At 67.3% G+C, this 22,759-nt stretch carries 22 protein-coding genes and 1 riboswitch; of the genes, 17 read left to right on the top strand and 5 right to left on the bottom strand.

Features of this window, described 5'->3' with window-relative positions; genetic code table 11:
- Positions 1-884 precede the first annotated feature (884 nt).
- From QN157_04710 to QN157_04650, 13 genes are all read left to right on the top strand, one after another.
- Positions 885-1,661, top strand: coding sequence for a ParA family protein (locus tag QN157_04710; protein MDR7554888.1), 777 nt, complete (start codon positions 885-887; stop codon positions 1,659-1,661).
- On the top strand, positions 1,633-2,523 hold the full coding sequence (locus tag QN157_04705; protein MDR7554887.1) for a ParB/RepB/Spo0J family partition protein: 891 nt from the start codon (positions 1,633-1,635) through the stop codon (positions 2,521-2,523). The genes QN157_04710 and QN157_04705 overlap by 29 nt, the downstream gene beginning before the upstream one ends.
- Entirely contained in the window at positions 2,523-3,098 is a 576-nt protein-coding gene (locus tag QN157_04700; protein ID MDR7554886.1) for an HDIG domain-containing protein, read from the top strand. The genes QN157_04705 and QN157_04700 overlap by 1 nt, the downstream gene beginning before the upstream one ends.
- Positions 3,095-3,838 carry a DUF554 domain-containing protein gene (locus QN157_04695; protein MDR7554885.1) on the top strand — a complete coding sequence of 248 codons (744 nt, stop codon included), beginning with the start codon at positions 3,095-3,097 and terminating at the stop codon, positions 3,836-3,838. Before QN157_04700 ends, QN157_04695 begins: the two co-directional genes overlap by 4 nt.
- Before the next feature lie 77 nt (positions 3,839-3,915).
- Positions 3,916-4,374 carry a DUF4446 family protein gene (locus QN157_04690; GenBank protein MDR7554884.1) on the top strand — a complete coding sequence of 153 codons (459 nt, stop codon included), beginning with the start codon at positions 3,916-3,918 and terminating at the stop codon, positions 4,372-4,374.
- Positions 4,375-4,389: 15 nt separating this feature from the next.
- A complete protein-coding gene (locus QN157_04685) occupies positions 4,390-5,043 on the top strand; it encodes a phosphoribosyltransferase (GenBank protein MDR7554883.1) in 654 nt (217 codons plus the stop codon).
- Entirely contained in the window at positions 5,040-6,143 is a 1,104-nt protein-coding gene (gene gcvT, locus QN157_04680) for a glycine cleavage system aminomethyltransferase GcvT (GenBank protein MDR7554882.1), read from the top strand. The genes QN157_04685 and gcvT overlap by 4 nt, the downstream gene beginning before the upstream one ends.
- A gap of 18 nt (positions 6,144-6,161) precedes the next feature.
- Complete coding sequence (gcvH, locus tag QN157_04675; GenBank protein MDR7554881.1) at positions 6,162-6,548, top strand: glycine cleavage system protein GcvH; 387 nt, start codon at positions 6,162-6,164, stop codon at positions 6,546-6,548.
- Positions 6,545-7,915: an aminomethyl-transferring glycine dehydrogenase subunit GcvPA gene (gene gcvPA, locus QN157_04670; GenBank protein MDR7554880.1), complete on the top strand. Its 1,371-nt coding sequence runs from the start codon at positions 6,545-6,547 to the stop codon at positions 7,913-7,915. The genes gcvH and gcvPA overlap by 4 nt, the downstream gene beginning before the upstream one ends.
- A complete protein-coding gene (gene gcvPB, locus QN157_04665) occupies positions 7,912-9,390 on the top strand; it encodes an aminomethyl-transferring glycine dehydrogenase subunit GcvPB (GenBank protein MDR7554879.1) in 1,479 nt (492 codons plus the stop codon). Before gcvPA ends, gcvPB begins: the two co-directional genes overlap by 4 nt.
- Positions 9,387-10,334: a threonine/serine dehydratase gene (locus tag QN157_04660; GenBank protein MDR7554878.1), complete on the top strand. Its 948-nt coding sequence runs from the start codon at positions 9,387-9,389 to the stop codon at positions 10,332-10,334. The genes gcvPB and QN157_04660 overlap by 4 nt, the downstream gene beginning before the upstream one ends.
- A 423-nt stretch (positions 10,335-10,757) precedes the next feature.
- Entirely contained in the window at positions 10,758-11,384 is a 627-nt protein-coding gene (gene lexA, locus QN157_04655; protein MDR7554877.1) for a transcriptional repressor LexA, read from the top strand.
- Between the two features lie 319 nt (positions 11,385-11,703).
- Positions 11,704-12,153, top strand: a complete 450-nt coding sequence (locus QN157_04650) for a reverse transcriptase-like protein (protein MDR7554876.1) — start codon at positions 11,704-11,706, stop codon at positions 12,151-12,153.
- Between the two features lie 285 nt (positions 12,154-12,438).
- Here the strand turns inward: QN157_04650 and QN157_04645 are convergent, their stop codons facing one another.
- Positions 12,439-12,795 (bottom strand): hypothetical protein, encoded by a 357-nt coding sequence (locus QN157_04645; protein ID MDR7554875.1) that lies wholly within the window; start codon positions 12,793-12,795, stop codon positions 12,439-12,441.
- A gap of 676 nt (positions 12,796-13,471) precedes the next feature.
- Between QN157_04645 and QN157_04640 the strand changes: the two genes are divergently transcribed.
- Both QN157_04640 and trxA read left to right on the top strand, forming a co-directional pair.
- On the top strand, positions 13,472-14,014 hold the full coding sequence (locus QN157_04640; protein MDR7554874.1) for a tetratricopeptide repeat protein: 543 nt from the start codon (positions 13,472-13,474) through the stop codon (positions 14,012-14,014).
- Between the two features lie 388 nt (positions 14,015-14,402).
- Positions 14,403-14,741 carry a thioredoxin gene (gene trxA, locus QN157_04635; GenBank protein MDR7554873.1) on the top strand — a complete coding sequence of 113 codons (339 nt, stop codon included), beginning with the start codon at positions 14,403-14,405 and terminating at the stop codon, positions 14,739-14,741.
- A 235-nt stretch (positions 14,742-14,976) separates the two neighbouring features.
- On the opposite strand, the gene trxB is transcribed toward trxA, so the two are convergent.
- Positions 14,977-15,897, bottom strand: a complete 921-nt coding sequence (trxB, locus tag QN157_04630) for a thioredoxin-disulfide reductase (protein ID MDR7554872.1) — start codon at positions 15,895-15,897, stop codon at positions 14,977-14,979.
- Between the two features lie 404 nt (positions 15,898-16,301).
- A riboswitch (cyclic di-GMP riboswitch) is annotated at positions 16,302-16,378 on the top strand.
- A gap of 226 nt (positions 16,379-16,604) precedes the next feature.
- On the opposite strand from trxB, the gene QN157_04625 reads away from it, so the two are divergent.
- Positions 16,605-17,594, top strand: a complete 990-nt coding sequence (locus QN157_04625; protein ID MDR7554871.1) for a beta-galactosidase — start codon at positions 16,605-16,607, stop codon at positions 17,592-17,594.
- Between the two features lie 66 nt (positions 17,595-17,660).
- Positions 17,661-19,034 carry a glycoside hydrolase family 2 TIM barrel-domain containing protein gene (locus tag QN157_04620; protein MDR7554870.1) on the top strand — a complete coding sequence of 458 codons (1,374 nt, stop codon included), beginning with the start codon at positions 17,661-17,663 and terminating at the stop codon, positions 19,032-19,034.
- Positions 19,035-19,142: 108 nt separating this feature from the next.
- Here the strand turns inward: QN157_04620 and QN157_04615 are convergent, their stop codons facing one another.
- Genes QN157_04615 through QN157_04605 form a run of 3 tightly spaced genes read right to left on the bottom strand, consistent with a single transcriptional unit; the run spans position 19,143 to position 22,643 of the window.
- Positions 19,143-20,204, bottom strand: coding sequence for a glycosyl hydrolase (locus tag QN157_04615; protein MDR7554869.1), 1,062 nt, complete (start codon positions 20,202-20,204; stop codon positions 19,143-19,145).
- Positions 20,119-21,705: a cellulose synthase catalytic subunit gene (locus QN157_04610; protein ID MDR7554868.1), complete on the bottom strand. Its 1,587-nt coding sequence runs from the start codon at positions 21,703-21,705 to the stop codon at positions 20,119-20,121. The genes QN157_04615 and QN157_04610 overlap by 86 nt, the downstream gene beginning before the upstream one ends.
- Complete coding sequence (locus QN157_04605) at positions 21,702-22,643, bottom strand: GDP-mannose 4,6-dehydratase (protein ID MDR7554867.1); 942 nt, start codon at positions 22,641-22,643, stop codon at positions 21,702-21,704. Before QN157_04605 ends, QN157_04610 begins: the two co-directional genes overlap by 4 nt.
- Positions 22,644-22,759 lie beyond the last annotated feature (116 nt).

Here is a 22,759-nt window from a genome sequence, read left to right as displayed (position 1 = left end):
TGACCTACCACACGGCGCGGCGGTCGCTGATGTCGGAAGCGGAGCCGGCTTTCCGGGAGTACCGATGGCAATCGTTCGCCGTGATCTCGCGATGACGCTCATCGAGGCAACCCGTAAGAAGGCCGCGTTCCTCGAACACATGTGCAATATTCTTGAACTGGGGAACGTGGTGGTGCGTTGCGAGCGGGCCGAACGCCTGGCGCACCAGCCCGCGTTCCGTTCGGCGTTCGACATCGTGGTGTCACGCGCGGCGGCACCACTGCTCGTGGCCGTCGAGCTCTGTCTCCCGTTGTGCCGCCTGGGAGGCGTAACGGTCTACGTCAAAGGACCCGCAGTGGATGCGGAACTGTCGGCCGCAGGGGACCATATCGAAAGGCTGGGGGGAAGAGTGGAGTCCACGCGCACCTGCTTCGCACCGGGGGGTACGCGGCGCACGGTCATAGTGCTAGTTCGCAAACACGCTCCAACACCGGATGAGTTTCCCCGGCGTAGACCCTGGGGACGACACGCTCGTCGGCGGCATCGAACAGACGCGTGACGAGGGGCTGCGGGTCGACGCTGCTCGGTCGCGCTCCATCCGAGGCGCCCCGTGGTGACCCGAGTACTGTCTGCCGCAGGAGTCCCCCTGCAGTGTCCTTGACCACCTCCCGTGACGGAACATCCAGTATCCTGGACGTGCGCCGTCTCTGGCCGCCCCGGATTGGCCACGGGCGGTCGCTTCAGGCTGCGCAGCCACCAGAAGCTGGGCGACGCCATCGCTATCTGCGTCGGGAGGCAGCCCGCCGCTGACGAGAGCGACCAGGATCACCACGGTGGCCGCTTGGTGCGGAACACCCCGGAGCCCGGGGGGAACCCTCCGAGACGGCGCCGAATGTTCGTCTCAGGTGGTCAGGGTTATCGCGATCGTGAATCAAAAGGGCGGCGTCGGGAAGACGACGACCGCCATCAACCTCGGAGCATCCCTTGCCGCGGATGGGCACACGGTTGTTCTGATCGATTTGGACCCTCAGGCCAACACCACGAGCGGGCTTGGCATTCCCAGACGAGCCGTGAGGCTCTCCACATATGACCTGCTACTGGGGGACGTTGGTGCTGCGGATGCCGTGGTTCCAACGGCGGTCATGGGTCTGTACCTAATCCCCAGCACGATACACCTGGCTGGCGCAGAGGTAGAGCTGGCAGGAATGCCGGATCGCGAGCACAGGCTCAAACGCTCGATACAAGGCCTGCAGTGTTCCATGGCCCTAATCGACTGCCCCCCATCGCTTGGGCTTCTCACCATCAACGCGCTGGTGGCTGCGACGGAGGCCATCATCCCCATTCAGTGCGAGTACTACGCCCTCGAGGGCCTGATGCACTTGCTCCGTTCGATCGACCTCGTGCGGCAACACCTCAACCCGGACCTTGAGCTCGCCGGGATGCTCCTCACCATGCACGACCCCCGTACGAATCTCTCGGCGCAGGTTGAGAAGGAAGTACGGCAACACTTCGGCGATCGAGTCTACCGTACCGTAATCCCAAGAAGTGTCAGGCTTGCGGAGGCTCCAAGCCATGGGAAGCCCGTTGCCATTTACGATCCAGGATCCCGTGGCGCCATGGCATATCGAGAACTCGCCAGGGAGGTTGTCGAACGTGGCCAGCGACGAGCGGCATTCTCCTGACCAACAGAGAACCGGACGGTATCGGGGGCTGGGTAGAGGATTGGGCGCACTGATACCTGGCGCTACCGAACCCACGACGTCCCAGATCACCGAGATTCAGGTCGATCAGATTCGTCCGAGTCCAAGGCAGCCACGAGCGTCCATTGGAGGGGAGGCTTTCGAAGAGCTCGTGGCCTCTATACGGGAGCATGGCGTCTTGCAGCCCGTGATCGTGCGCCCGGTACCGGGAGGCTACGAACTCGTCGCTGGAGAGAGAAGGTGGCGTGCGGCTGTGGCTGCTGGACTTCGTGTCGTTCCTGCTGTGGTGCGAGAGATGGATGATCGCGCCGCGGCAGAGGCAGCTCTGGTCGAAAACCTGCAGCGCGAGGACCTCAATCCTGTCGACAGGGCACGAGCATACCTCAAGCTGCTCGAGGAGTTCCATTTGACTCAGGAGGAAGTGGCAAGACGGGTAGGCAAGAGCCAGCCGGCAGTTGCCAACTCGTTGAGGCTTCTCTCGTTGCCGAACGAAGTGCTGGCTTCGTTAGAGTCCGGCCGGATCTCAGAGGGGCATGCACGAGCCCTCCTGTCCGTTCAGGATACCAGTCGCATGCTGGAACTCTGGAAACGTGTGGAATCACGTGGGCTGTCCGTGAGAGAGACCGAGACGTTAGCTCGGAGCGTACTTATTCCACGTGAAATAAAGAAAGTTAAGAAGCCACGAGATATAGAGAATCTAGAGACAGAGATCTCGTCCGTACTGGGAAGCCCGGTGAGGATTTCCAGGAATAGAGATGGATCTTGGGTTATATCTATAAAATTATACTCAGTGGATGCCTTGAACAGGTTGGTGGACCAGCTGAAGGGTGGTGCAATCGCGTGATCGACGCCGCGTGGCCATCTCGAGACGACGCCTGGGCGCTCGTGTGCGAGTGGACCCAAAACCCGAACCTCCGCAAGCACATGCTGGCTGTAGAGGCCGCCATGCGGGCCTACGCCCGGCGTTTCGGCGAGGACGAGCAGCTCTGGGGGCTCGTGGGATTGCTCCACGACCTCGACTACGAGCGCTACCCGTCACAGGAAGCGGGTCACCCGTTCCGCGGTGTCGAGCATCTACGTACGTTGGGCTACCCTGAGGTGATCTGTCGGGCGATCCTGTCCCACGCCGACTACTCCGGTGTCCCGCGGGTCTCGCGCATGGAGCACGCGCTGCACGCCTGCGACGACCTCACCGGGTTCGTGATCGCAGTAGCACTGGTGCGGCCCCACCGCAGCCTGGCGGGCGTCGACGGGGCGGCCGTGCGCCGGAAGATGAAGGACAAGGCCTTCGCCCGTGCGGTGTCACGCGACGAACTGTTGCGTGCTGCGGAAGCGTTGGGCGTACCGTTCGACGAACACGTCGCGATCGTCGTGGACGCACTGCGGGGGATTGCCGCCGATCTCGGGTTGAGTGCGTGAGCGACGATACGAGCGGGGAGACCGTGGAAGGCACACTGGTCAATGCGGCGGCGGTCGTGCTCGGGGGCGGAGCCGGGTTGGCGATCGGCCGGCGGGTGCCCGAACGCGTGCGGGGCATCGTCATGCAGGGCGTGGGGCTGGCGACAGTGCTCATCGGCGTCCAGATGGCGCTGCAGGTGCGCAACGTGGTTGGGCTCATCGTCAGTCTGGCGGCGGGGGGTGTTCTGGGCGAACTCCTCCGCATCGAGGACCGGCTGGAACGTCTGGGTGCTCTGGTCCAACGGCGTCTGGGGCCGAGTGGGACGTCCGGGGGCTTCGTCCAGGGGTTCGTGACCAGCAGCCTGCTGTTCTGCGTGGGCCCCATGACGTTGCTGGGTGCCATCCAGGATGGGTTGGGACAGCCGCCGGTGTTGCTGTACACGAAATCGGTGCTCGACGGCATCTCGGCGGTGGCGCTGGCTGGCGCGCTGGGCGCCGGCGTCGTGGTATCCGCGGCGACCGTGCTGGTCTACCAGGGCGGGGTGACACTGCTGGCGGGCGTCGTCCAGCAAGGGATGACGCCCGAGGTCGTCCGTGAAGTCACCGCCGTGGGTGGCGTCCTCATCTTCGGCCTGGGGTTGGGGATCCTCGAAGTCCGTCGCGTCCGCGTGGGCAACCTGCTGCCTGCGCTGGTGGTGATGGGGATCGTTGTCGCGCTCGAACCGTGGTGGGGCGTAGTAAGAGCGGTGTGGAGGCGGTGAGAGACGGTGGTGGGACGGGACAGGAGAACATCCGCCGACCGTGGAAAGACGCAACGATTCCGGGGGGCAACCAGAGCATGACGGGACGGGCGGAGTCGTGGGCGTTCGCGGCCCTGGTGGGGAGCGCCATGCTGGCACTGGTGACCGCATGGCTGGTGGTACGTCTCCGTGTACTGACCCGCCAGCTGGCGGCGGTAACCGGTGCGCCGCCGCTGCTGGAGCAGGTCGATCGCCTGAATAGCGCGGTGGACGCGTTGGGCCGCCGGGTGGACCACGTGGCCCAACGGATGGAGCACATCGGAGCACAGGCGCAGCGGAGCCTGCAGCGGGTGGGACTGGTGCGCTACGATGCCTTTCAAGACCTCGGAGGTCAGCTGAGTTTCAGTATTGCGTTGCTCGACGCGGACCGAAACGGGTTCGTGTTGAGCGTGCTGAACGGGCGCGAGGGCGCACGGGCGTACGCGAAACCGGTGCGGGCAGGTGCGTCGTCGGCGATGCTCTCCGACGAGGAGCGGCGCGCCATCGTGCAGGCGTAGGAGCATGCGGCGACCATGGTCTTTCGCGACCGCCGGGATGCAGGACGTCGCCTGGGCCGGGCCCTGGTCCACCTACGCGACCGCGATCCGGTGGTGCTGGCGATTCCGCGCGGCGGCGTCGTGGTCGGACGTGAGGTGGCCGCAGTGCTGGGCGCGCCCCTGGCGGTGGTGGTTCCCCGCAAGCTGCGATCGCCCTATAACCCCGAGCTGGCCATCGGTGCCGTGGCCGAGGACGGTGCGGTCTTCCTCGACGAGGAGCTAAGCCGGGGGGTGGCGCGGGAGTACGTGGAACAGGAGATCGCCGTGCAGCGGGCGGAGATCGCGCGCCGGATTCAGGTGTACCGGGGTGGGGCGCCGCTGCCGCCGTTGGATGGACGCACCGGCATCGTCGTTGACGACGGCATCGCCACCGGTGCCACCATGATCGCCGCGCTACGGGCCGTCCGCGCCCGTGGGCCCGGGTGGCTGGTCGCTGCCGTGCCGGTGGCGCCTCCGGAAAGCCTGGCGGCCCTGGCGAAAGACGCCGACGAGGTGGTCTGCCTGAGCACGCCGGCGCTCTTCCAGGCAGTGGGGCAGTTCTACGAGGACTTCACGCAGGTGGACGACGACGAGGTGGTGGCGTTGCTCCAGGTCGCCACAGGGCCCGATGCGTCCGACGCGCCGTCGTGAGCGCGTTGCGGCAGACGTCCTTGCACGCGGCGCACCGTGCGGCGGGCGCGCGCCTGGTGCCGTTCGCGGGGTGGGAGATGCCGCTCCAGTACGTGGGGATCGTCGCAGAACACGTGGCGGTGCGCACGCGGGCAGGCCTGTTCGACGTCTCGCACATGGGGCAGATCCGGGTGGAGGGGCGGGAGGCACTGGAGGTGGTCCAGCGGGTGATCACCAACGACGCCAGCCGCCTGTCCGTTGGCCGCGGGTTGTACACGCCCATGTGTCTCCCGTCGGGCGGCATCGTTGACGACGTGACGGTGTTCCGGGTGGCGGAGGACGTCTATCTGTTCGTGGTGAACGCGGCCCGTCGGGAGCGCGACGTGGCGTGGATCACCGAACACGCGGCGGGGGCGACCGCTACTGTGCACGACGTGTCGGATGCGACAGCGTTGCTGGCATTGCAGGGACCGCGGGCGGCGGCGATCCTGGCGCGCGTGGCGGACGGTGAGGTCACAGTCCTTCCCCGGTTCCACGCGCTTGACGACGTGCGCATCGCTGGCGTCCCGGCCTGGGTGTCCCGGACCGGGTACACCGGCGAGGATGGGTTCGAGCTGGCTGTCCCCTGGGACGAGGCGCCGCGGGTCTGGTACGCGCTGCTGGAGGCGGGGCAGCCCGAAGGCCTCGTGCCCGCCGGCCTCGGAGCCCGTGACACGCTGCGCCTCGAAGCGGGGTACATGCTCTACGGCAACGACATCGACGAGACCACGACGCCACTGGAAGCGCCGCTGGCCTGGACCGTGAAGTTCGACAAGGGCGAGTTCGTCGGGCGCGAGGCGCTGATCCGTCAGCATACTGAGGGCGTCACGCGGCGGCTGGTTGGTTTCGAAGTGGTGGATCGGGCGATCGCCCGCGCGCACCAGGGGATCTGGGCCGAGGGCGTCCGCATCGGCAGGGTCACCAGCGGCACGTTCGCGCCCACCCTCCAGCGACCTATCGGCCTGGGGTACGTGCCGGTGGCGTACGCTGCGGTCGGGACCAGGCTGGAGATCGAGGCCCGCGGCACGTACGTGCCGGCACGGGTCGTGTCCCTGCCCTTCTACCGACGGCCGACACACTGATCCGGTGTGGGGTGAAGCATGTATCCTGACGACCGACGGTACACCCGCGAGCACGAGTGGGCAAAACGCGAGGACGGACGCGTGCGCGTGGGCATCACACGGTTTGCTGCGGAGCGTCTCTCGGATGTGGTGTACATCGAGCTGCCGACAGTAGGCACGGAAGTACGAGCGATGCAGCCCTTTGGGGTGGTGGAGTCGGTGAAGGCCGCCAGCGACCTGTACGCGCCGGTCTCAGGGCGCGTGGTTGAGGTGAACGCAGACCTCCTGGAGCACCCGGAGCGAATCAACCAGGATCCCCATGGTGACGCATGGTTGATCGTGGTGGAACCCGCCAACGACACAGAGTGGGACCAGCTGCTGACCGCGGAAGCGTACGCTGCGCTGGTAGCCGCGGAGGGCGCATGAACGCCGCCTGGCATTCTCATCGTTATCTGCCGATGACCGCGCAGGAGCGGGACGAGATGCTCCGCGCGATCGGCGTGGCGTCGGTGGACGAGTTGCTCGCCGACATCCCGGCCGGCGTGCGGCTGAGCCGGCCCCTGCACCTTCCGCCGCCGATGGCCGATGTCGACCTGCTGGCGCACCTGCGCGGGCTGGCAGAGCGCAACGGTCATGCCGATCGTCTGGTGTGTTTCCTGGGGGGTGGCGCCTACGACCACTGGATCCCCAGCGTAGTGTGGCACCTGGCCGGGCGGGCGGAGTTCTACACCGCCTACACCCCCTACCAGGCCGAGATCATGCAGGGGGAACTGCAGGCCACCTACGAGTACCAGACGATGCTCTGTGAGCTCACCGGCATGGACGTGGCCAATGCGTCGATGTACGACGGCGCCAGCGCCACAGGGGAGGCTGCGGTGATGGCGCGCGACCTCACCCGTCGGAACGAGATCGTGGTTTCGACGGCCGTGCACCCCCACTACCGGGAGGTCCTGCGGACGTACACCCGGCACCTGGGCATGCACGTCCGAGAGGTGCCCTACGAGGATGGCGTGACATCGGTCGCCCGGGCCCGGGAGGCTCTCGGGGCGCGGACGGCGGCCCTCGTCATCCAGTTCCCCAACGTCTTTGGCTGCATCGAAGACGGTCCGGCCCTCGCCCGGGTGGCGCACGACGCCGGCGCCTTGTTGATCACTGCGGTCGCCGAGCCGCTCAGTCTGGGGTTGCTGGCTCCCCCTGGCCACTGGGGCGCCGACATCGTGGCGGGCGAAGGGCAGCCGCTGGGCAACTTCCTCAACTTCGGAGGGCCCTACTTGGGAATGCTCGCGACACGGGACGCGTTCGTGCGACGGATGCCCGGACGTCTCGTGGGTGCCACCGTCGACCGGCACGGCCGGAGGGGGTTCGTCCTGACGCTGCAGACACGGGAGCAGCACATCCGGCGGGAGAAGGCCACGAGCAACATCTGCACCAACGAAGCGCTGAACGCCCTGGCGGCCGCGATCTACATGGCGGCGGTGGGCAAGTCCGGGCTGCGGCAGATCGCCGAGGTGAACGCCCGGCGAGCCCACTATGCCCGCAGCCGCCTGTGTGCCATCCCCGGGGTGCGGGCCGGGTTCGACGCGCCCGTATTCAACGAGTTCGTCCTGCGCCTGCCCGTGCCGCCCGCGGAGGTGAACGCTCGCCTGCTCGACCGCGGGATCCTGGGCGGCCTGCCCCTGGGCCTCTGGTACCCGGAGTTGGCCGACGCCTGGCTGGTCTGCGTGACCGAAGCGCGTACACGGGCGCAGATCGATGCCCTGGTCGACGCCGTCGCCGAGGTCGTGACGCGATGACGCAGCGGGACTTCCCCCTGATCTTCGAGCTCAGCCGCCCCGGCCGGGTGGCGGTCGCTGCACCGGAGGCCGACGTCCCCGACGTCCCGCTCGAGCAGATCGTCGAACCTTCGCTGGTGCGGCGTGATCCCGCCGACCTGCCCGAGGTCAGCGAGCCGGATCTCGTGCGGCACTACACGAGGCTCTCGCAGCGGAACTATGCGATCGACGTCGGCTTCTACCCTCTGGGGTCCTGCACCATGAAGTACAACCCGAAGGTCAACGAGGACGCGGCGCGCCTGCCGGGCTTCGCGCGCCTGCACCCCAACGTGCCCGACGACCTCGCGCAGGGTGCGCTCCAGCTGTTGTGGGAGCTGGAGCAGATGCTGTGCGAGATCAGCGGCATGGATCGGGTGACCTTCCAGCCTGCGGCCGGTGCCCACGGGGAGCTGACCGCCCTGATGATGATCCGCGCCTACCACGAGGACCGCGGGGACCGGCGCACACGGGTGATCGTCCCGGATTCCGCCCACGGGACCAATCCCGCGTCGGCCGCGATGTGCGGCTACACCGTGGTGACGGTCCCCAGCGACCGCCGGGGCAACATCGACGTCGATGCTCTGCGGCAGGTGGCGGACGCCTCGGTGGCGGCCCTCATGCTGACCAACCCGAACACGCTGGGGCTCTTCGAGGAACGTATCGTCGAGGTGGCCGAGATCGTCCACGGGTGCGGTGCGCTGCTCTACCTGGACGGAGCCAACTTCAACGCGGTGCTGGGCGTGACCCGACCGGGCGACCAGGGCTTCGACGTGATGCACATGAACGTCCACAAGACGTTCTCGACCCCCCACGGCGGCGGCGGGCCGGGGGCAGGACCGGTGGCGGTGAAAGCGTTCCTGGCGCCGTACCTGCCGGTGCCGACCGTGGAACGCGACGGGGATCGGTTCCGCCTCGACTACGCCAGGCCCAAGGCGATCGGACGGGTGCGGGCGTTTCACGGGAACTTCGGGGTGTTGGTGCGGGCCTACGCCTACCTGCGGGCCTACGGCCCCCTGCTGCGCCAGGTCTCCGAAGCGGCGGTCGTGAACGCCAACTACCTGCTGACCCGGCTGCGGGAGTACTTCGACGTGCCCTACGACCGACCGTGTATGCACGAGTTCGTGCTCTCGGGTCGCCGGCAGAAGGCGCAGCATGGGGTGCGGACGCTCGACATCGCCAAGCGGCTGCTGGACTACGGTTACCACGCGCCGACGATCTACTTCCCGTTGATCGTCGACGAGGCGATCATGATCGAACCTGCGGAAACCGAGAGTCGCCAGACGCTCGATGCTTTTGCCGACGCGTTGATTCAGGTTGCCGAGGAGTGCGCCCGCGATCCTGAGACCGTCCGCACGGCGCCTCACCGGACGGTCGTGGCGCGACTCGACGAGGTTGCCGCAGCCCGTCACCCCAACCTGCGCTGGCGCGGCCCGGTGCGCGCCGCCAGTACGCGGTGAGCTTGCCGACTATCGACGACGTCCGGGCCGCGGCGGCGCGCATCGCCCGAGACGCGCGGCGGACTCCCCTCCATCCGTTCGACGGTGCCGACGGCATTCTGCTCAAGCTGGAGAGCCTGCAGCCAACGGGGTCGTTCAAGGTGCGCGGCGCGGCCAACCACATGCGCGCGCTGGGACCCAGGCTGCGCGGTGTCGTGACGGCGTCGTCGGGGAACCATGGGCAGGCCGTGGCCTACGTGGCCTCTCGTATGGGGCTGCCGGCGGTTGTCGTGGTCCCGGAGACGGTCACGGCGCCCAAGGCGGCCGGTATCGCGCGCTGGGGCGCCGAGGTGATCCGCTGCGGCACCACGGCAGCCGAGCGGCTCGAGCTCGCGAACGCCCTGGCTCGCGAGCGGGGGCTGCACGTGGTCCCTCCGTTCGACGATCCGCTGGTCATCGCGGGTCAGGGCACCTGCGGGCTGGAGATCGCCGAGCAGGCGGTGGACGTCTCAGTTGTGGTCGTACCGGTGAGCGGGGGCGGCCTGCTCTCGGGGGTTGCGCTGGCTGTCAAGACCCTGCGTCCGGAGGTACGGGTCGTAGGGGTCGAACCGCAGAACGTCGCACGGTTCGCTGCCTCTCGCGCTGCCGGGGCGCGGGTGACGGTGCCGTCGACCGAGACGGTCTGCGACGGCCTGCGTGTGCAGCAGCCCGGGGCGTTGCCGTGGGAACTGGTGGCGCATTATGTCGACGAGTTCGTCGCGGTGGACGACGCAGCCGTGTTGAGGGCGGTCGGGCGACTGTGGCGGGAGGCGCGACTTGTCGTTGAGCCTTCGGGGGCCATCGCTGTGGCCGCGCTTCTCGAGGGGCGGGTGGTCGAGCGACCGGCGGTGGCCGTCGTCAGTGGGGGGAACCTCGATCCCGCGCTGGTAGTGCGCTCGAAGTCGGAGGAAATGCTGGTTCCATAAGTTTTCTTTTTTCGATCTCCGTGAAACACCCTACCGAAGAGGAGAATAGCTGACCGGTTCACTATTCACCATAGATTTCCGGTAATACTCATCATTTTCAATTTCTGCAAAGTTCGGGCTTTAATTTCCTCACTGCGGAGCAATACTCGGGTTGCCTGGCATGGCGTGAGGTGTGGCTGGACTGTTTCCCTACTCCACTCCCTGGTTCTTTTGGTGGGCGCCAGCACATGACGTTCTCTCGAGAACGGTAGCCACAGGCAGTCGTTCGACATCGTCTGACCTCGATTCCGCGAAAGAATTGGAGGTATGCGTGGATTTTAGGCAGGTTTGTGTCCGTGGCGCCCTATAGCGTACATTCGTTCGATATTCGCTGAGTTGTCATACGTACGTGTGTTCGATATAGTGACTGGCGGGGGTGGTCCGGTGCGAACAGAACTGACTCGCCGCCAGCGCGAGATCTTCGAATACGTGGTGGACAGCATCAAACGGAGGGGCATCGTGCCGTCGGTCCGTGAGATTGGAGCTGCGCTTGGGGCGCACTCGCCGTCTACCGTGCACCACCATCTGGTGGCGCTGGAACGCAAGGGGTACCTCCGCCGTGGCAGCGACCGCATGCGCGTGCTGGAGATCACCGACCGCCGTTGGCCCGCGAGCGACGAGGTGGCGCTGGTGCCTCTGGTGGGCCGCGTGGCGGCCGGCGCGCCCGTTCTGGCCGATGAGCACGTGGAGGAGATGATCCCTGTCCCCAGACGGTTCGTGGGCTGGACGGAGCAGAGCTTCCTCCTCACCGTGCGCGGCGACAGCATGGTCGGGGCCGGGATCTACGACGGCGACCTCGTGATCGTGCGATGTCAGGATACGGCATCACCGGGCGACATTGTCGTGGCCCTGTTGGGCGACGAGGCGACGGTCAAGCGGCTCGCGTGCCGCGACGGGCAGCCCTATTTGCAGGCGGAGAACCCCGCGTACCCCCCGGTCCTCGGCCCATTCGAGATCCTGGGGAAAGTCGTGGGGTTGCTACGCCGGTACCCCGTCGGAGGGGCGATATGAACCGGTCGGCCGTCCCGGGGGGCCGCGGGCGGAACGCGAGTGGTGTGCGCTGCGCGTTGCAGTCGGAGGACACCCCGCGAGGCGGGGGATGCGCGCTGCGTGACTGGTCCCCAGGCGGCTGGTCTGCAGCCGGTAGCACCGGCGCCGGAGGGAGCTATGCTGGGCGCAGTGTTGTGCACGGTCGCGCGAACCGACGATGGCGACACGTGCTGGCGGAGGTGGCGGTGGGGTTTGTTGACGACCAGCGGGCCGTGGGGCTCAAGGTCTTGCTCCTGGCGTTCTGTGTGCTGGTGGCGGCGATACTGGAGGGACCACCGCCGTGGTAGCACCGCGACCTGTCGGTGACCCGCTGCATGTCACAGCCGCCGCGCGCCCGGCACCTGATGGGCGTCTGACCCTTGCGGTCGTGCTCAGGGACCCTGACCGCGGCGCGCGTCGCGTGCTGGTTCATACCGTGCATCCCAACCGCACGCCAGCGGCGCACCGGGCCGTGCTGGCTGCGCTGTGGGCAGCCCGGCGGGCCGGAGCGCGCCGGGTGGTCGTTGAGGTCGATAACGGCGAGGTGGTGGCGCAGGTGACCGGGCAGGTGGAAGCACCACCGACCGCTGTGGTGGCGGTGCTCCAAAGCCGTGCGTTGCTCAACGCGTTCGATACGGCGACACTCCGGTGCATCCCGGACGAAGAGAATGACGCCGTCTTTGCGGCCGCAGCCGTGAGGGGCGCGCGCGAGCCCATCTACCGCGACCTGCCGTTGTGGGCAACCTTCTGACCGTTTGGGATTTTGTCGCGCGCGTCGGATGATCGATGACCTTTTGCGCCAAGCCTGGACCATCACGGCTGGCCGAATTGACGCGCACCCGCGATCGACGGTTTTGGCGGCCCGCACCGCCTTCACTGACGCATCCCCGTTTGCAGCCACCGTATCACTTTTCGCGTGACACTGTCCCGAGACGCTGCTCGCTTTCCCACGAACGCGCCGGGCGGCCTGGGCGCTTTCCCGCGATTCCGAGTGAGGAATCCGCGCGCCAGGACGTGCTCGCCCGCCCCTCTGTCGTCAGGATCCCAGGAGGCGCTGAACGCGCTCGACCAGCTGGCCTACGGTGAACGGACGGCCGAGCACGCGGCAGGGAGGCAGCTGAGCCACTTCCTGTCGCTCGAGGGCGCCGACCAGGACCAGCAGGCGTTCCGGGGAGTCGCCGAGGAGGTCGCGGAGGGCATCGCCGTTTTCGGCGAGTCCGACCAGGTCCACGATCACCAGGCGCGGGCTCACCCCCGCGCGCAGCAGGGCCCGTGCGTGACGAGCTCGAGGTACGGCCATGACCTCGTATCCCTGTTCCATCAACTCCGCAAGAGCGAACGCCCGCAGGCGGCGGTCGGGAATCACCAGGAGAACGTCCACGTCGTCAGCCATCGATACACCCGACCCTAGAATGCGGCAACCCGCCCGGGACGCCTGTCCTCCGCGGGGACCGGCCCTCCGTCATCGGACACGACTCCGTTGCCTCCCCCTGGTGCAACGCGTCCACCACGACCGCCGTGAGCACCTGCGCCAGCCGCGGCGCGCTGCAGGAAGCCGGTAGGACACCCGTCTGCGCAGGATCGTCCCTTCCAGCCGGCGCGGATGTGGTACGGGTGTTTACCCTGACTCTGGAGCCGCGGCCGCCTGATACCACACATTCTCTCCCGCGAAGTACGGTCCTGTCCGGTACCTATCGCAACGCGAAGCTGGCCGGATCAAAATGCGGTTCGTCCCCGCAGATCAAATGGGAGGCTGTCCGGCAAGGGGTGGCCGGTTTCCAACGGCATCGTCAACTAGGGCGGCGGCTGGTCGAACAGAATCTGGCGCGCCTCCACCATAGGCGGCGGCAGGGACGGCGAGCACGATGATCCGGCGGTATGCGCTGCATCGAAACGGCCGCTGGGGCGCTGGGGCGATGTGACAGTGCAACGGTTCTGAGGAGGGTCCTGGTGTGACTGTTGGTGGCGTCCTCACGGCTGCGCGGTTGGCAGCGCTGCGCCGGGGCACTACCGGTGGGGGGACGCGCAGGGGTCATCGGCGTGCGTGCAGAACGTCCCCAGCTGCCAAGATGTCCGAGGGGTCCGATCGCGCGGCACACCATCTCGACGAGGGGGAGCGGCACCTCGAGGCCGGCGAGTGGGAAGCGGCAGAGGCTGCCTTTCGGCGTGCCATCGAGAGCGATGGGTCGTCCCACGTCGCCTATAGCAAGCTAGGGGTCGCGCTGGCCCGGCAGCGGCGGTTGGACGAAGCCGAGCAGGCGTTCGCGAAGGCGGTGAGCCTCAACCCGCGGTACGCCCCTGCCTGGAGCAACCTGGGGAACGTTTACCGCGAGACCGGCCGCCTGGACCAAGCCCTGGAGGCCTATCAACGCGCCATCGCCGTAGATCCCGACTACTGGATTGCGCACCAAAACCTTGGGGGGTTGTACAAGCAGCTGGGTCGCACCGCCGAGGCGATCGCGTCGTTGCGGAGAGCGACTAAGTTGTCGCTGCGGGCCAGCGTGCGGCCGCCCCGGGCAGGTGAAGGGCGCCGCATGGGCTGCGTGGGTATGGTAGTGATGGTCTTCGCCGTGGCGGTGGGGATCGCTACACTACTGGCTGCGCGGTTCTGAGGGCCGACCGGGTCAACCGTCGAGACCGCTGGTTCAGCGTCTGTGTACACACGGGGGTCTGAGCCCCCGGCCCTGCTGGAACACGCTGACGGTGACGTCGCTGATACGCGAGCAGAAGCAGGCCGTGCTGCGCGCCACCTGCTGGAACGCGCTGGCGGTGACGTCGCTAATACTGCAGGCCTAAGGGCGCAACGGCCGCCGCCGGCGACTTTTTGGGGAATAACCCTGACCGGTACGCCGGTTTGATCAACCGGCGTCTCAAACCAGTGGTACCGGTGGGCGGATGGACGCGAAAGAAAGCGCAATGGCCGTCCGTCCGGGGCCCTGGTCCGATGGTGCGCCGGATGCACCACGGGGGACGAAGCGTTCTCGAGGAGGATGACTGCGGATGGCTAAGCCCGTAGCGGTGACGGAGCAGACGTTCGAGCAGGAAGTGCTGCAGGCCGACCTGCCGGTGCTGGTGGACTTCTGGGCGGAGTGGTGTGGACCATGTCGGTTGATCGCGCCCATCGTGGAGGAGCTAGCCGGCGAGTACGCCGGCCGCCTGAAAGTCGTCAAGGTGGACGTCGATGACAACCAGCACCTGGCCATGCGTTACAGCATCATGAGCATTCCTACCCTGGGAGTGTTCAAGGGCGGGCAGATGGTCGAGCGGATCGTCGGCTACATGCCCAAGGCAGAGTTGAAGCGCCGCATCGAGGGCGCGCTCCAGACCAAGGTCGGGTAACGGCACGTTGGGTGGTGAAGCCGCCGCCCGGTGACGTCAGGCCAGGGCGATGGCGGCGGTCTACGGCGCTCGAGTACGGCGTCGGAACCGTCACGCCGGTGGAGCGGGCGATTGCCCACAGCGGGTCGTCGGACCGGCGGACGCAGTGCCACAGGGAGCGGGCTCCCGCGTCGTCAGGGACCTCGTCAACCGCTCGAACCGTCGGACAAGGGACGCAGTGCCCAGGGCGAGCACGTCACCGGTCCTGGTGCTGGAGCCAGCGCTCCGCGTCGATGGCGGCCATGCAGCCGTAGCCGGCGGCGGTGACGGCCTGGCGGTACGTGTGGTCGTGCACGTCGCCGGCGGCGAACACCCCTTCCACACTGGTCATGGAGCGGTCGCGCAGCTTGATGTAGCCCGCGTCGTCTAGCTCCAACTGGCCGCGGAACAGCGCCGTGTTGGGCACGTGGCCGATGGCGACGAATACACCGTCGGTCTTGCGTTCGGTCACGGCCCCCGACTGCACGTCGCGCAACCGGACGGCCTGTACCACGCCGTCCCCAACGATCTCTTCGACGACCGTGTTCCAGACGAACGTGATGGCGGGGTGCTTGAAGGCTCGCTCCTGCATGATCTTGCTGGCGCGGAGCCGATCGCGCCGGTGGATCACCGTCACCGACCTGGCCAAGTTGGCCAGGTACAGCGCCTCCTCCATGGCCGAGTCGCCACCGCCGACGACCACGACATCCTTCTTGCGGAAGAAGAAGCCGTCGCAGGTCGCGCAGGTGGACACCCCGCGGCCCAGCAGTCGTTCCTCGCCAGGGACGCCGAGCATCCGCGCCGACGCGCCGGTGGCCACGATCACGGCTCGGGCCGCGATGTGCTCGCCCGACTGTGTGGTAATGACGAAGGGCCGGCGGGTGAAGTCCACTGCGGTGGCATCCTCGGTGCGGAACTCCGCCCCGACCCGCTCGGCCTGCTTGCGCATCGCCTGCATGAGTTCGGGCCCCATGATGGCGTCGGGGAACCCCGGGTAGTTCTCGACCAGGGTGGTCAGCATCAGCTGGCCTCCGGCCTGGCTCCCCTCGATCACCAGCGGCGCCAGGTTGGCTCGGGCGGCGTAGATGGCCGCGGTGAGGCCGGCCGGACCGCCACCGAGAATGACCACGTCACGCATCGCATCGTCCTCCTGCACGTCCGTCCTGCACTATTATGCCGATACCATATGGGTCACAACAGCCAGCCACGAACGCGTATTCCGTGATCCGTCGCCGATGACGGCCAGGGTGGCGCAGAGGCGCCTCTAGAGCCGGCAGGCGCGGCGTCCGCATGCCCGAGGGATCGGTGTCGGCTCTGTTTGTCGCTGACGTCGACCTTCGCGATCCTGGTCGTTGATCGGCGGTTGACCCAGGCCTCGGCGACCGTCGACCCGGCGGGCTCGTGGTAGTGATCTTCCGGTGAAGTTCTTCCAAAACTTCGAGATCTCGCAGGTCTGGTCCGCCCAGGCGACGGGCATAACCCCGGTGGACAGGGTGCGGCGCGAGCTGTGCTCCGGGCAGCTGGGGCGACCGGCACGCCGCTCCCCGACAAAGGCAAACCTGCCGCGAGGCAGGGACGCAAAGCCGCGAGACCGTGCCACGGTCGGTCGGGCTGCCGAAGGGAGTTGGGCACGTGGTCGGGTCGCTTCGCGTCAGGCTCCTGGGCAAAGCAGCCGTCCTGATCGCAGCCGTTGCGATAGCGTTGTGCGGCGCCTTCTGGGCGGGTGACGCGAGGCTCCCGTCGGCACAGGCATTCGGGAGCTCGGATGGGTCGCTTGAGGTTGCAGTGAAGTTCTCTGCTATCGCACGAGATCGAGACGCACTTTCCGACCGGGCGGCGCATCCAGTGCGCCGTGTGGGGTTCGGGGTCCAGAGCGACCTGCAGCCGGATGCGCCCACTGCCGTGCAGCAGCGTGAGATCGCGTTGATGCGCGACGCGGGAGTCGAGTGGGTGCGCATCGTGCTCAACTGGTACGTGGCGGAGCCGGAGAAGGGGCGGTACAACGAAGCGTACTTCCGCAGTTTGGAGGATTTGCTGGCGCGTCTGCAGGAAGCGGGACTGCGCGTCATGCTGTTGGTACTGGCCACGCCGCCGTGGGCGAATCCGCTGGGGTGGGATGCCCCGCCCCTGCGGATGCGCGACCTGGGGGAGTTCGTGGAATACGCGGTCCGGCGGCTGCGCGGTCGGGTACGGCACTGGGAGATCTGGAACGAACCCGACTGGTATGTCTTCTGGCGCCCCGTGCCGAACGTTGGGCGGTTCGTGGAGATGCTGGCCGAGGCGTACGTGCGGGGGAAAGCTGCGGATCCACAGGCGGTGTTCATTTCCGGCGGGCTCGCGGGGAACAACGTGGACTACCTCCGGCAGATGTATGCCCTGGGAGCCGGACGCTACTTCGACGCGCTAGGAGTGCATCCGTACGTGTTCCGCCGGGCGCCGGACGAGGTGCATCCCGACGTGCGCCATTCGTTCCACGGCATCGCCGAACTGCGGCGTGTGATGGTTGCCCATGGCGACGGCCACAAGCCGATCTGGATCACCGAGATGTCATGGCCGACCCACCGGCGCGCACCCGCCGCGGTGGGCGACTGGGCGGAAGGGGTCTCGGTAGAGACCCAAGCCACGTACCTGACGCGGGCCTACGAGAAGATTCAGCGGGAGTACCCGTTCGTCGAGGTGGCCATGTGGTACAACCTGCGCGACAAGGGTACTGACCCTACCAATGTCGAGCACAACTACGGCCTGGTGTGGCACGATTTCCGCGGAAAACCCGCGTACTACGCGTTCCAGGCGCTGGCGCGACGCCTGACAGCCTCCAACGTCGTGTACCCGTAGGTCCCATCGCGCACGGCGGCGCGCGGCCCGGGAGGGCCGATCGCTCCTAGCGTGGAAGGACACAGTGTGCGTGTGTCGCTGCGGGTGATTCCTGCCTGGCTGGTCATCGCAAGCACGGTGCTTGTGACCGCCGGACCGCTCGTGGAGCGGACGGTGCGCGTCACGGGAACGCCAGGAGCCTACCGGCTTGAAGTCGATGGACGTCCGTGGTACGTGCAGGGTGTTTCATTCTCGCTCAACGAGGACCCCGACGACCCCAGCGAGCCCCTGACGCCCACCCGGCTCGCTGTGCACCTCCGGCGCATCCGCGCCCTGGGGGCCAACACGATTCGGCGTTACGGCTACACGGACGATCTCCCGGCCATTCTCGACGCAGCGCGTGACCACGGGCTGATGGTCATCCTGGGGTTCTGGTTGGACCACGACGTCGACTACCTGCGGGATCAGCGGCGTCTGGATATGTACCGGCGGCGCGTCCAGGAGTGGGTGCTGCGGTTCCGGCGACATCCTGCGGTGCTCATGTGGGCGCTGGGGAATGAAACGTGGGGTTTGCTGAAGAAGACGTACCCGCGGGCGCACGAGCTGTTTCCGCAGCGCGAGGCGTTCTACAGGTTTGTGAACGACCTTGCCCTGCTGGTGAAGGCGTTGGATCCTGCCCATCCCGTTATGGTGGTGGACGAACACGCACCCGACGAGCCCGAGCACCTGGGTCTGGGGGCCTCGCTGGCGATGTTTCGCCGTCTCGTCCCGGCCGCGGACGTCTTTGGTGTGAACAGCTACTTCGAGCAAGACATCAGCAATCTGCACGCCACGGTCATGCGCGCACAGATCGGACGACCGTACCTCGTGGCCGAGTTCGGGCCGCCGGGGTACTGGTTACCGCATCGAGTTGTGGACGACCTGGGACAGCCGGTCGAACCCTCCGACGTCGTCAAGGCCAGGGCGTACGCCGCGAACTGGCAGCAGTACGTGGTGGCCTACCGAGGGTGGAACCTGGGAGGCAACGCGTTTACGTGGAAGGACAAACACGAGGGATCGTTCACGTGGTTCGGCCTGACCGACTCCCGCGATCGGCTCAAGCCGGCGTACTGGGCGCTGCGGGAGGCATGGACGGGTCAGCCGGCGCCGTCCGGACGGCCCGTCGTCGCTGCGGTGGTCCTCTACAAGCGTTGGATGCGGCCCGAGGAGTCGTTCATCGTGCAAACGCGGTTACTCCCGGCACTGGATCCTGCCCGGTACCGGTACACGTACCTGATCGCCCCCGTCACCATGACGCACGTGACCGCGCAGTTCACGTCCGACCTGCCGCAGGTCACGCTGGAGAGTCCGGGCACCCCCGGGATCTACCGGTTGTACGTGTATGTCACCACGCGGGACGATCGGTGGGTCAGCACCGGCAGTGTCACCTTCGGTGTGTACGACGCGCCCCGGACGCCCTAGCGACGTGCAGGTAGCGGACGGGCGTTCGCGTACTGAGGGCAAGCTGCGTCTCCCGCGGGGTTGCGGTCATGGGGCGAGACGCACCCGGGTCCGGCCGACGCGTCGGGGTCACCGCGGCGGGGCGATGAAGTACGGATCCGCTGCGGCGCGGCGGAACGCCTGGACCACGCCGGGCGACGACGTCAGTGACCAGTTGATGGGCCAGTAGATGTCCTGCGCGTTGTTGAACCACATGAACGCGCGCACGGCCGCAAACTCGGTCTTGAGCGACGTCATGGCTTCCCATACCCACGCAGCCTTGTCACCGCCGTCTTCAGCCGACCCGACCTCGGCGATCATGATCGGCTTGCCCAACGGTGCCAGTTCCCGGTAGAGCGGCCGGAAGAGCTCCGGGAACGATCGCCATCGCCAGCCAGGGGGCACGGTCCCGAAGTTCAGCACCGTGACGCCTACCCAGTCGACCCATCCAGCGCCAGGGTAGAGACCCTGGAACGGTCGCTGGGCGATCGACCAGACCCAGAGGACGTTGGTGGCGCCTTCCTGCCGAAAGACTTCGACCACGTGACGCCACATGGCGACGTAGTCCTGTGCGGTGTTGCCGTACGCGCGTTCCCCCCACGGATACCAGGTGGCGTTCATCTCGTGCCCCAGGCGGATCAGCAGCGGACGGCCCCACCGGCGCGCATCGCGCGCCCAGCGTCGCAGGTAGAAGTCGTAGTCGCCCCGGGCGATCGCTTGCAGGTTACGGAACTGCCGATCTGGCATCGGCGGGAGCCCGTATCCCTCGAAGTCCGTTACCCAGGGTTCCCATGTGAGGACCGGTACGGCACCGTGCGCCAGGATGCGGTTGAGCGGAGCCGGGTCGAACTGCTGTTCCCTACGGCTCCCCCAGGCCTGGTACAGGCTGATCATCGTGAAGCCCCGGCCCACCCGGCGTTCCAGCGTCTTGAGCGGCTGCATCTCCTGCGGAACGAACGGCATGTAGATGCCCAGGTAGCAGCCCTGGGGCGGGCGGCGAAGGTCGTCCAGGGAGAACGGTGCTGGTGGCGCGGGGCGCCATCGCAGGGCCGCGGCCGCGAGGCGCTCAACGCTCCAGCGCCCGCCCCACCACAGAACCAGCAGCCAGCCGGCCAGCAGCAGCAGGCGAACGGTCTTCCAGTGGCGCCGCATGCACGCCAGTCCCCTCTCCGCGCGGCGAGCTTGCGCGCTGTCGCCGGTAATACGTTTCCTCCTCCAGGGCGATCCAGACCGCGGCTCCCATCATGGCGGTGTTCCACAGAGCCAGGAGTTCCAACATGGCGGCATCGGGTTGCGCGGTGACGAAGGCGTGCAGCACCGCCGCTATGGAAACCGTACCCACCAGTAGGTGGAGGCGCACGTGACGCAGTCCGCTGGGCTGGCGCGTCTTGTACGTCACCAGATAGGGTACCCGGACGCCGATCAGGGCTGCCACCAGGCCTGCGGTGTGTACGAAGGCGCTTGCGAACAACAGCACCATGCCGAGCGGATGCCAGCCGCGCTCCTCAGCCCGCAGCAGGTACCGCTGGCCCCACCGTCGGATGACCAAGTTGCACGCCACCAGGGGGCCCAGATGGGTCAGGAAGGACGCGGCGGTGTCCGCGACGCCGCGCACGCCTGCGAACAGCAGGAAGGGCGGCAGGAGGAGGTTCACCAGGATGGCCGGTCCGACGAAGTAGTAGGTGCCCACCATGAAGAAGGTGACGGCCTGGAACACATTCCAGCGGGGCAGCAGCCGCCAGAAGTCACGGAAGAAGAGGTCGCACACGCTGTGGGCCCACCGGAACTGCTGACGGAAAAAGGTAGCAAGATCGGCTGGCGCCAGTCCTCGGGCCAACACCTCCGGTACGTAGACGCCCTTCCAGCCGGCGGCCGTTAGGCGCATGGCGGTGCGCAGGTCCTCGGCGTTGTGCACGGCGTAGCCCCCGATGGACTCGAGGGCGGTGCGCCGGAAGGTGGTATGGCAGCCGAACACCAGGGGGGCCTCCAGGCCGTGGAGCCCCATCATGGTGGGCCCGTAGAGTTCGTAGGTCTGCTCTGCGGCGCCCCGGGCCACCGCCGTCTCGTGTTCGTTGTGGTAGACCTGCGGGGCTTGGACGTAGCCGACGCGGGGGTCGGTGAAGTAGCCGAGGACCCTGTCCAGGAACTCGGGGACCGGCACGTGGTCGGGGTCGAAGATGGCGACGAACTCGCCGGTGGTGTGGGCGAGGCCGTAGTTGACGTTGCTGGCCTTGCCTCCTGTTCCGGGGTGCGGGCGACGAAGGTAGTGGACCCCGAGCGCCTCGCACAATCGCCGGAGTTCCTCGCGGCCGCTGTCGTCCAGCAGATACGTCCTGTGGGGGTAGCGGAGGTTGACCAGCGCAGGCAGCGTCGTTTCGAACAACGCCAGTGGTTCTCCCGGCGCCGCGGTGGTCATGACGTCCACCGTCCATCCGGGCGGCGGGGGCCGATGGGCAGGACGCTCGACGTGCAGGAGGGCGAACCAGTTGGCGAACATGCGAAACGCCGAGAACCACGCGGCGGCCGTGAAGAGGATGAACAGCGGCAGGCTGGCCACGTGCCCCGGCGTGGTCCACCACGCGAAGAAGTGGACCAGCGCTAGCAGGCCAATCGACACTAGCAGCCAGGTGACGAGCCGTTCGAGGCACGTCATGAGACCGCGACGTGGGCTTCGTACCACTGCCAAGTACGCCTGAGGCCGTCTTCCAGCGGAACTTCCGGCGACCACTCCAACAGGCGCCGGGCTTTCGTGATGTCGGGACAGCGGCGTTGCGGATCGCCCGGTTGCGGCGGGAGGTGCACCAGGCGCGCCGTGCGCCCTGCCACACGCTGCACCGCCTCGGCGATTTGCAGTACCGTGCGCTCGTCCGGGTTCCCCAAGTTGATCGCTTCACCCGCCAGCCCGGGAACCTCGGCTAGCCGGACCAACCCTCGGACCATGTCGTCGATGTAGCACAAACTCCGGGTCTGGAGGCCGTCCCCGAAGATGCGCAGTGGCCGGCCCTCCAGGAGCGCGGTGACGAACGTGACGACCACACGTCCATCGTCCGGGCGCATCCGCGGACCGTAGGTGTTGAAGATCCGGGCGATCCGTGCGTCGATACCCCACTCGTGTACCGCGGCTGCGACGAGCGCCTCGGCGTAGCGTTTGCCCTCGTCGTAGCAGGACCGGGGACCGGTCGGATCGACGCGGCCCGGATAGGTCTCACGCTGCGGGTGTTCCTCCGGGTCGCCATAAACCTCCGACGTCGACGCCAGGACTAGGCGAGCGCCGGTTCGCCTGGCGAGTTCCAGCATTCGCAGGGTCCCCTGGGCGTTGGTGGTCAGGGTTTCTACGCGCGCCCGGGCGTAGGCCGCGGGACTGGCCGGACTCGCCAAATGGAAGATGACGTCGCCGGTCCAGGCAACCGGCATCCGAACGTCGCCTTCAACAAAGGTGAAGCGAGGGTGTGCCAGGAGCGAGGCGATGTTGGCGCGACGTCCGGTGCTGAGGTCGTCCAGGGCGGTGACGTGCCATCCCGCAGCCACCAGCGCCTCGCACAGGTGGGAACCGATGAAACCGGCTCCGCCGGAAATGAGTGCCCGTCCCACGATGGCTACCACACGTGTCGCTCCTTGTCCCTACGTGTATCCCTACCGATGGTCCACGTGAGCGGTGCGCTTCGACGCCGACCGCAAGGGTCAGCTCGGCTGCTCCCTGCGTAGCC

The sequence above is a fragment of the Armatimonadota bacterium genome (assembly GCA_031459855.1).
Lineage (GTDB): Bacteria > Sysuimicrobiota > Sysuimicrobiia > Sysuimicrobiales > Humicultoraceae > Fervidifonticultor > Fervidifonticultor primus.
Note: the sequence above shows the minus strand (reverse complement) of the source record. Positions and strands in the feature narration are given on the sequence as shown.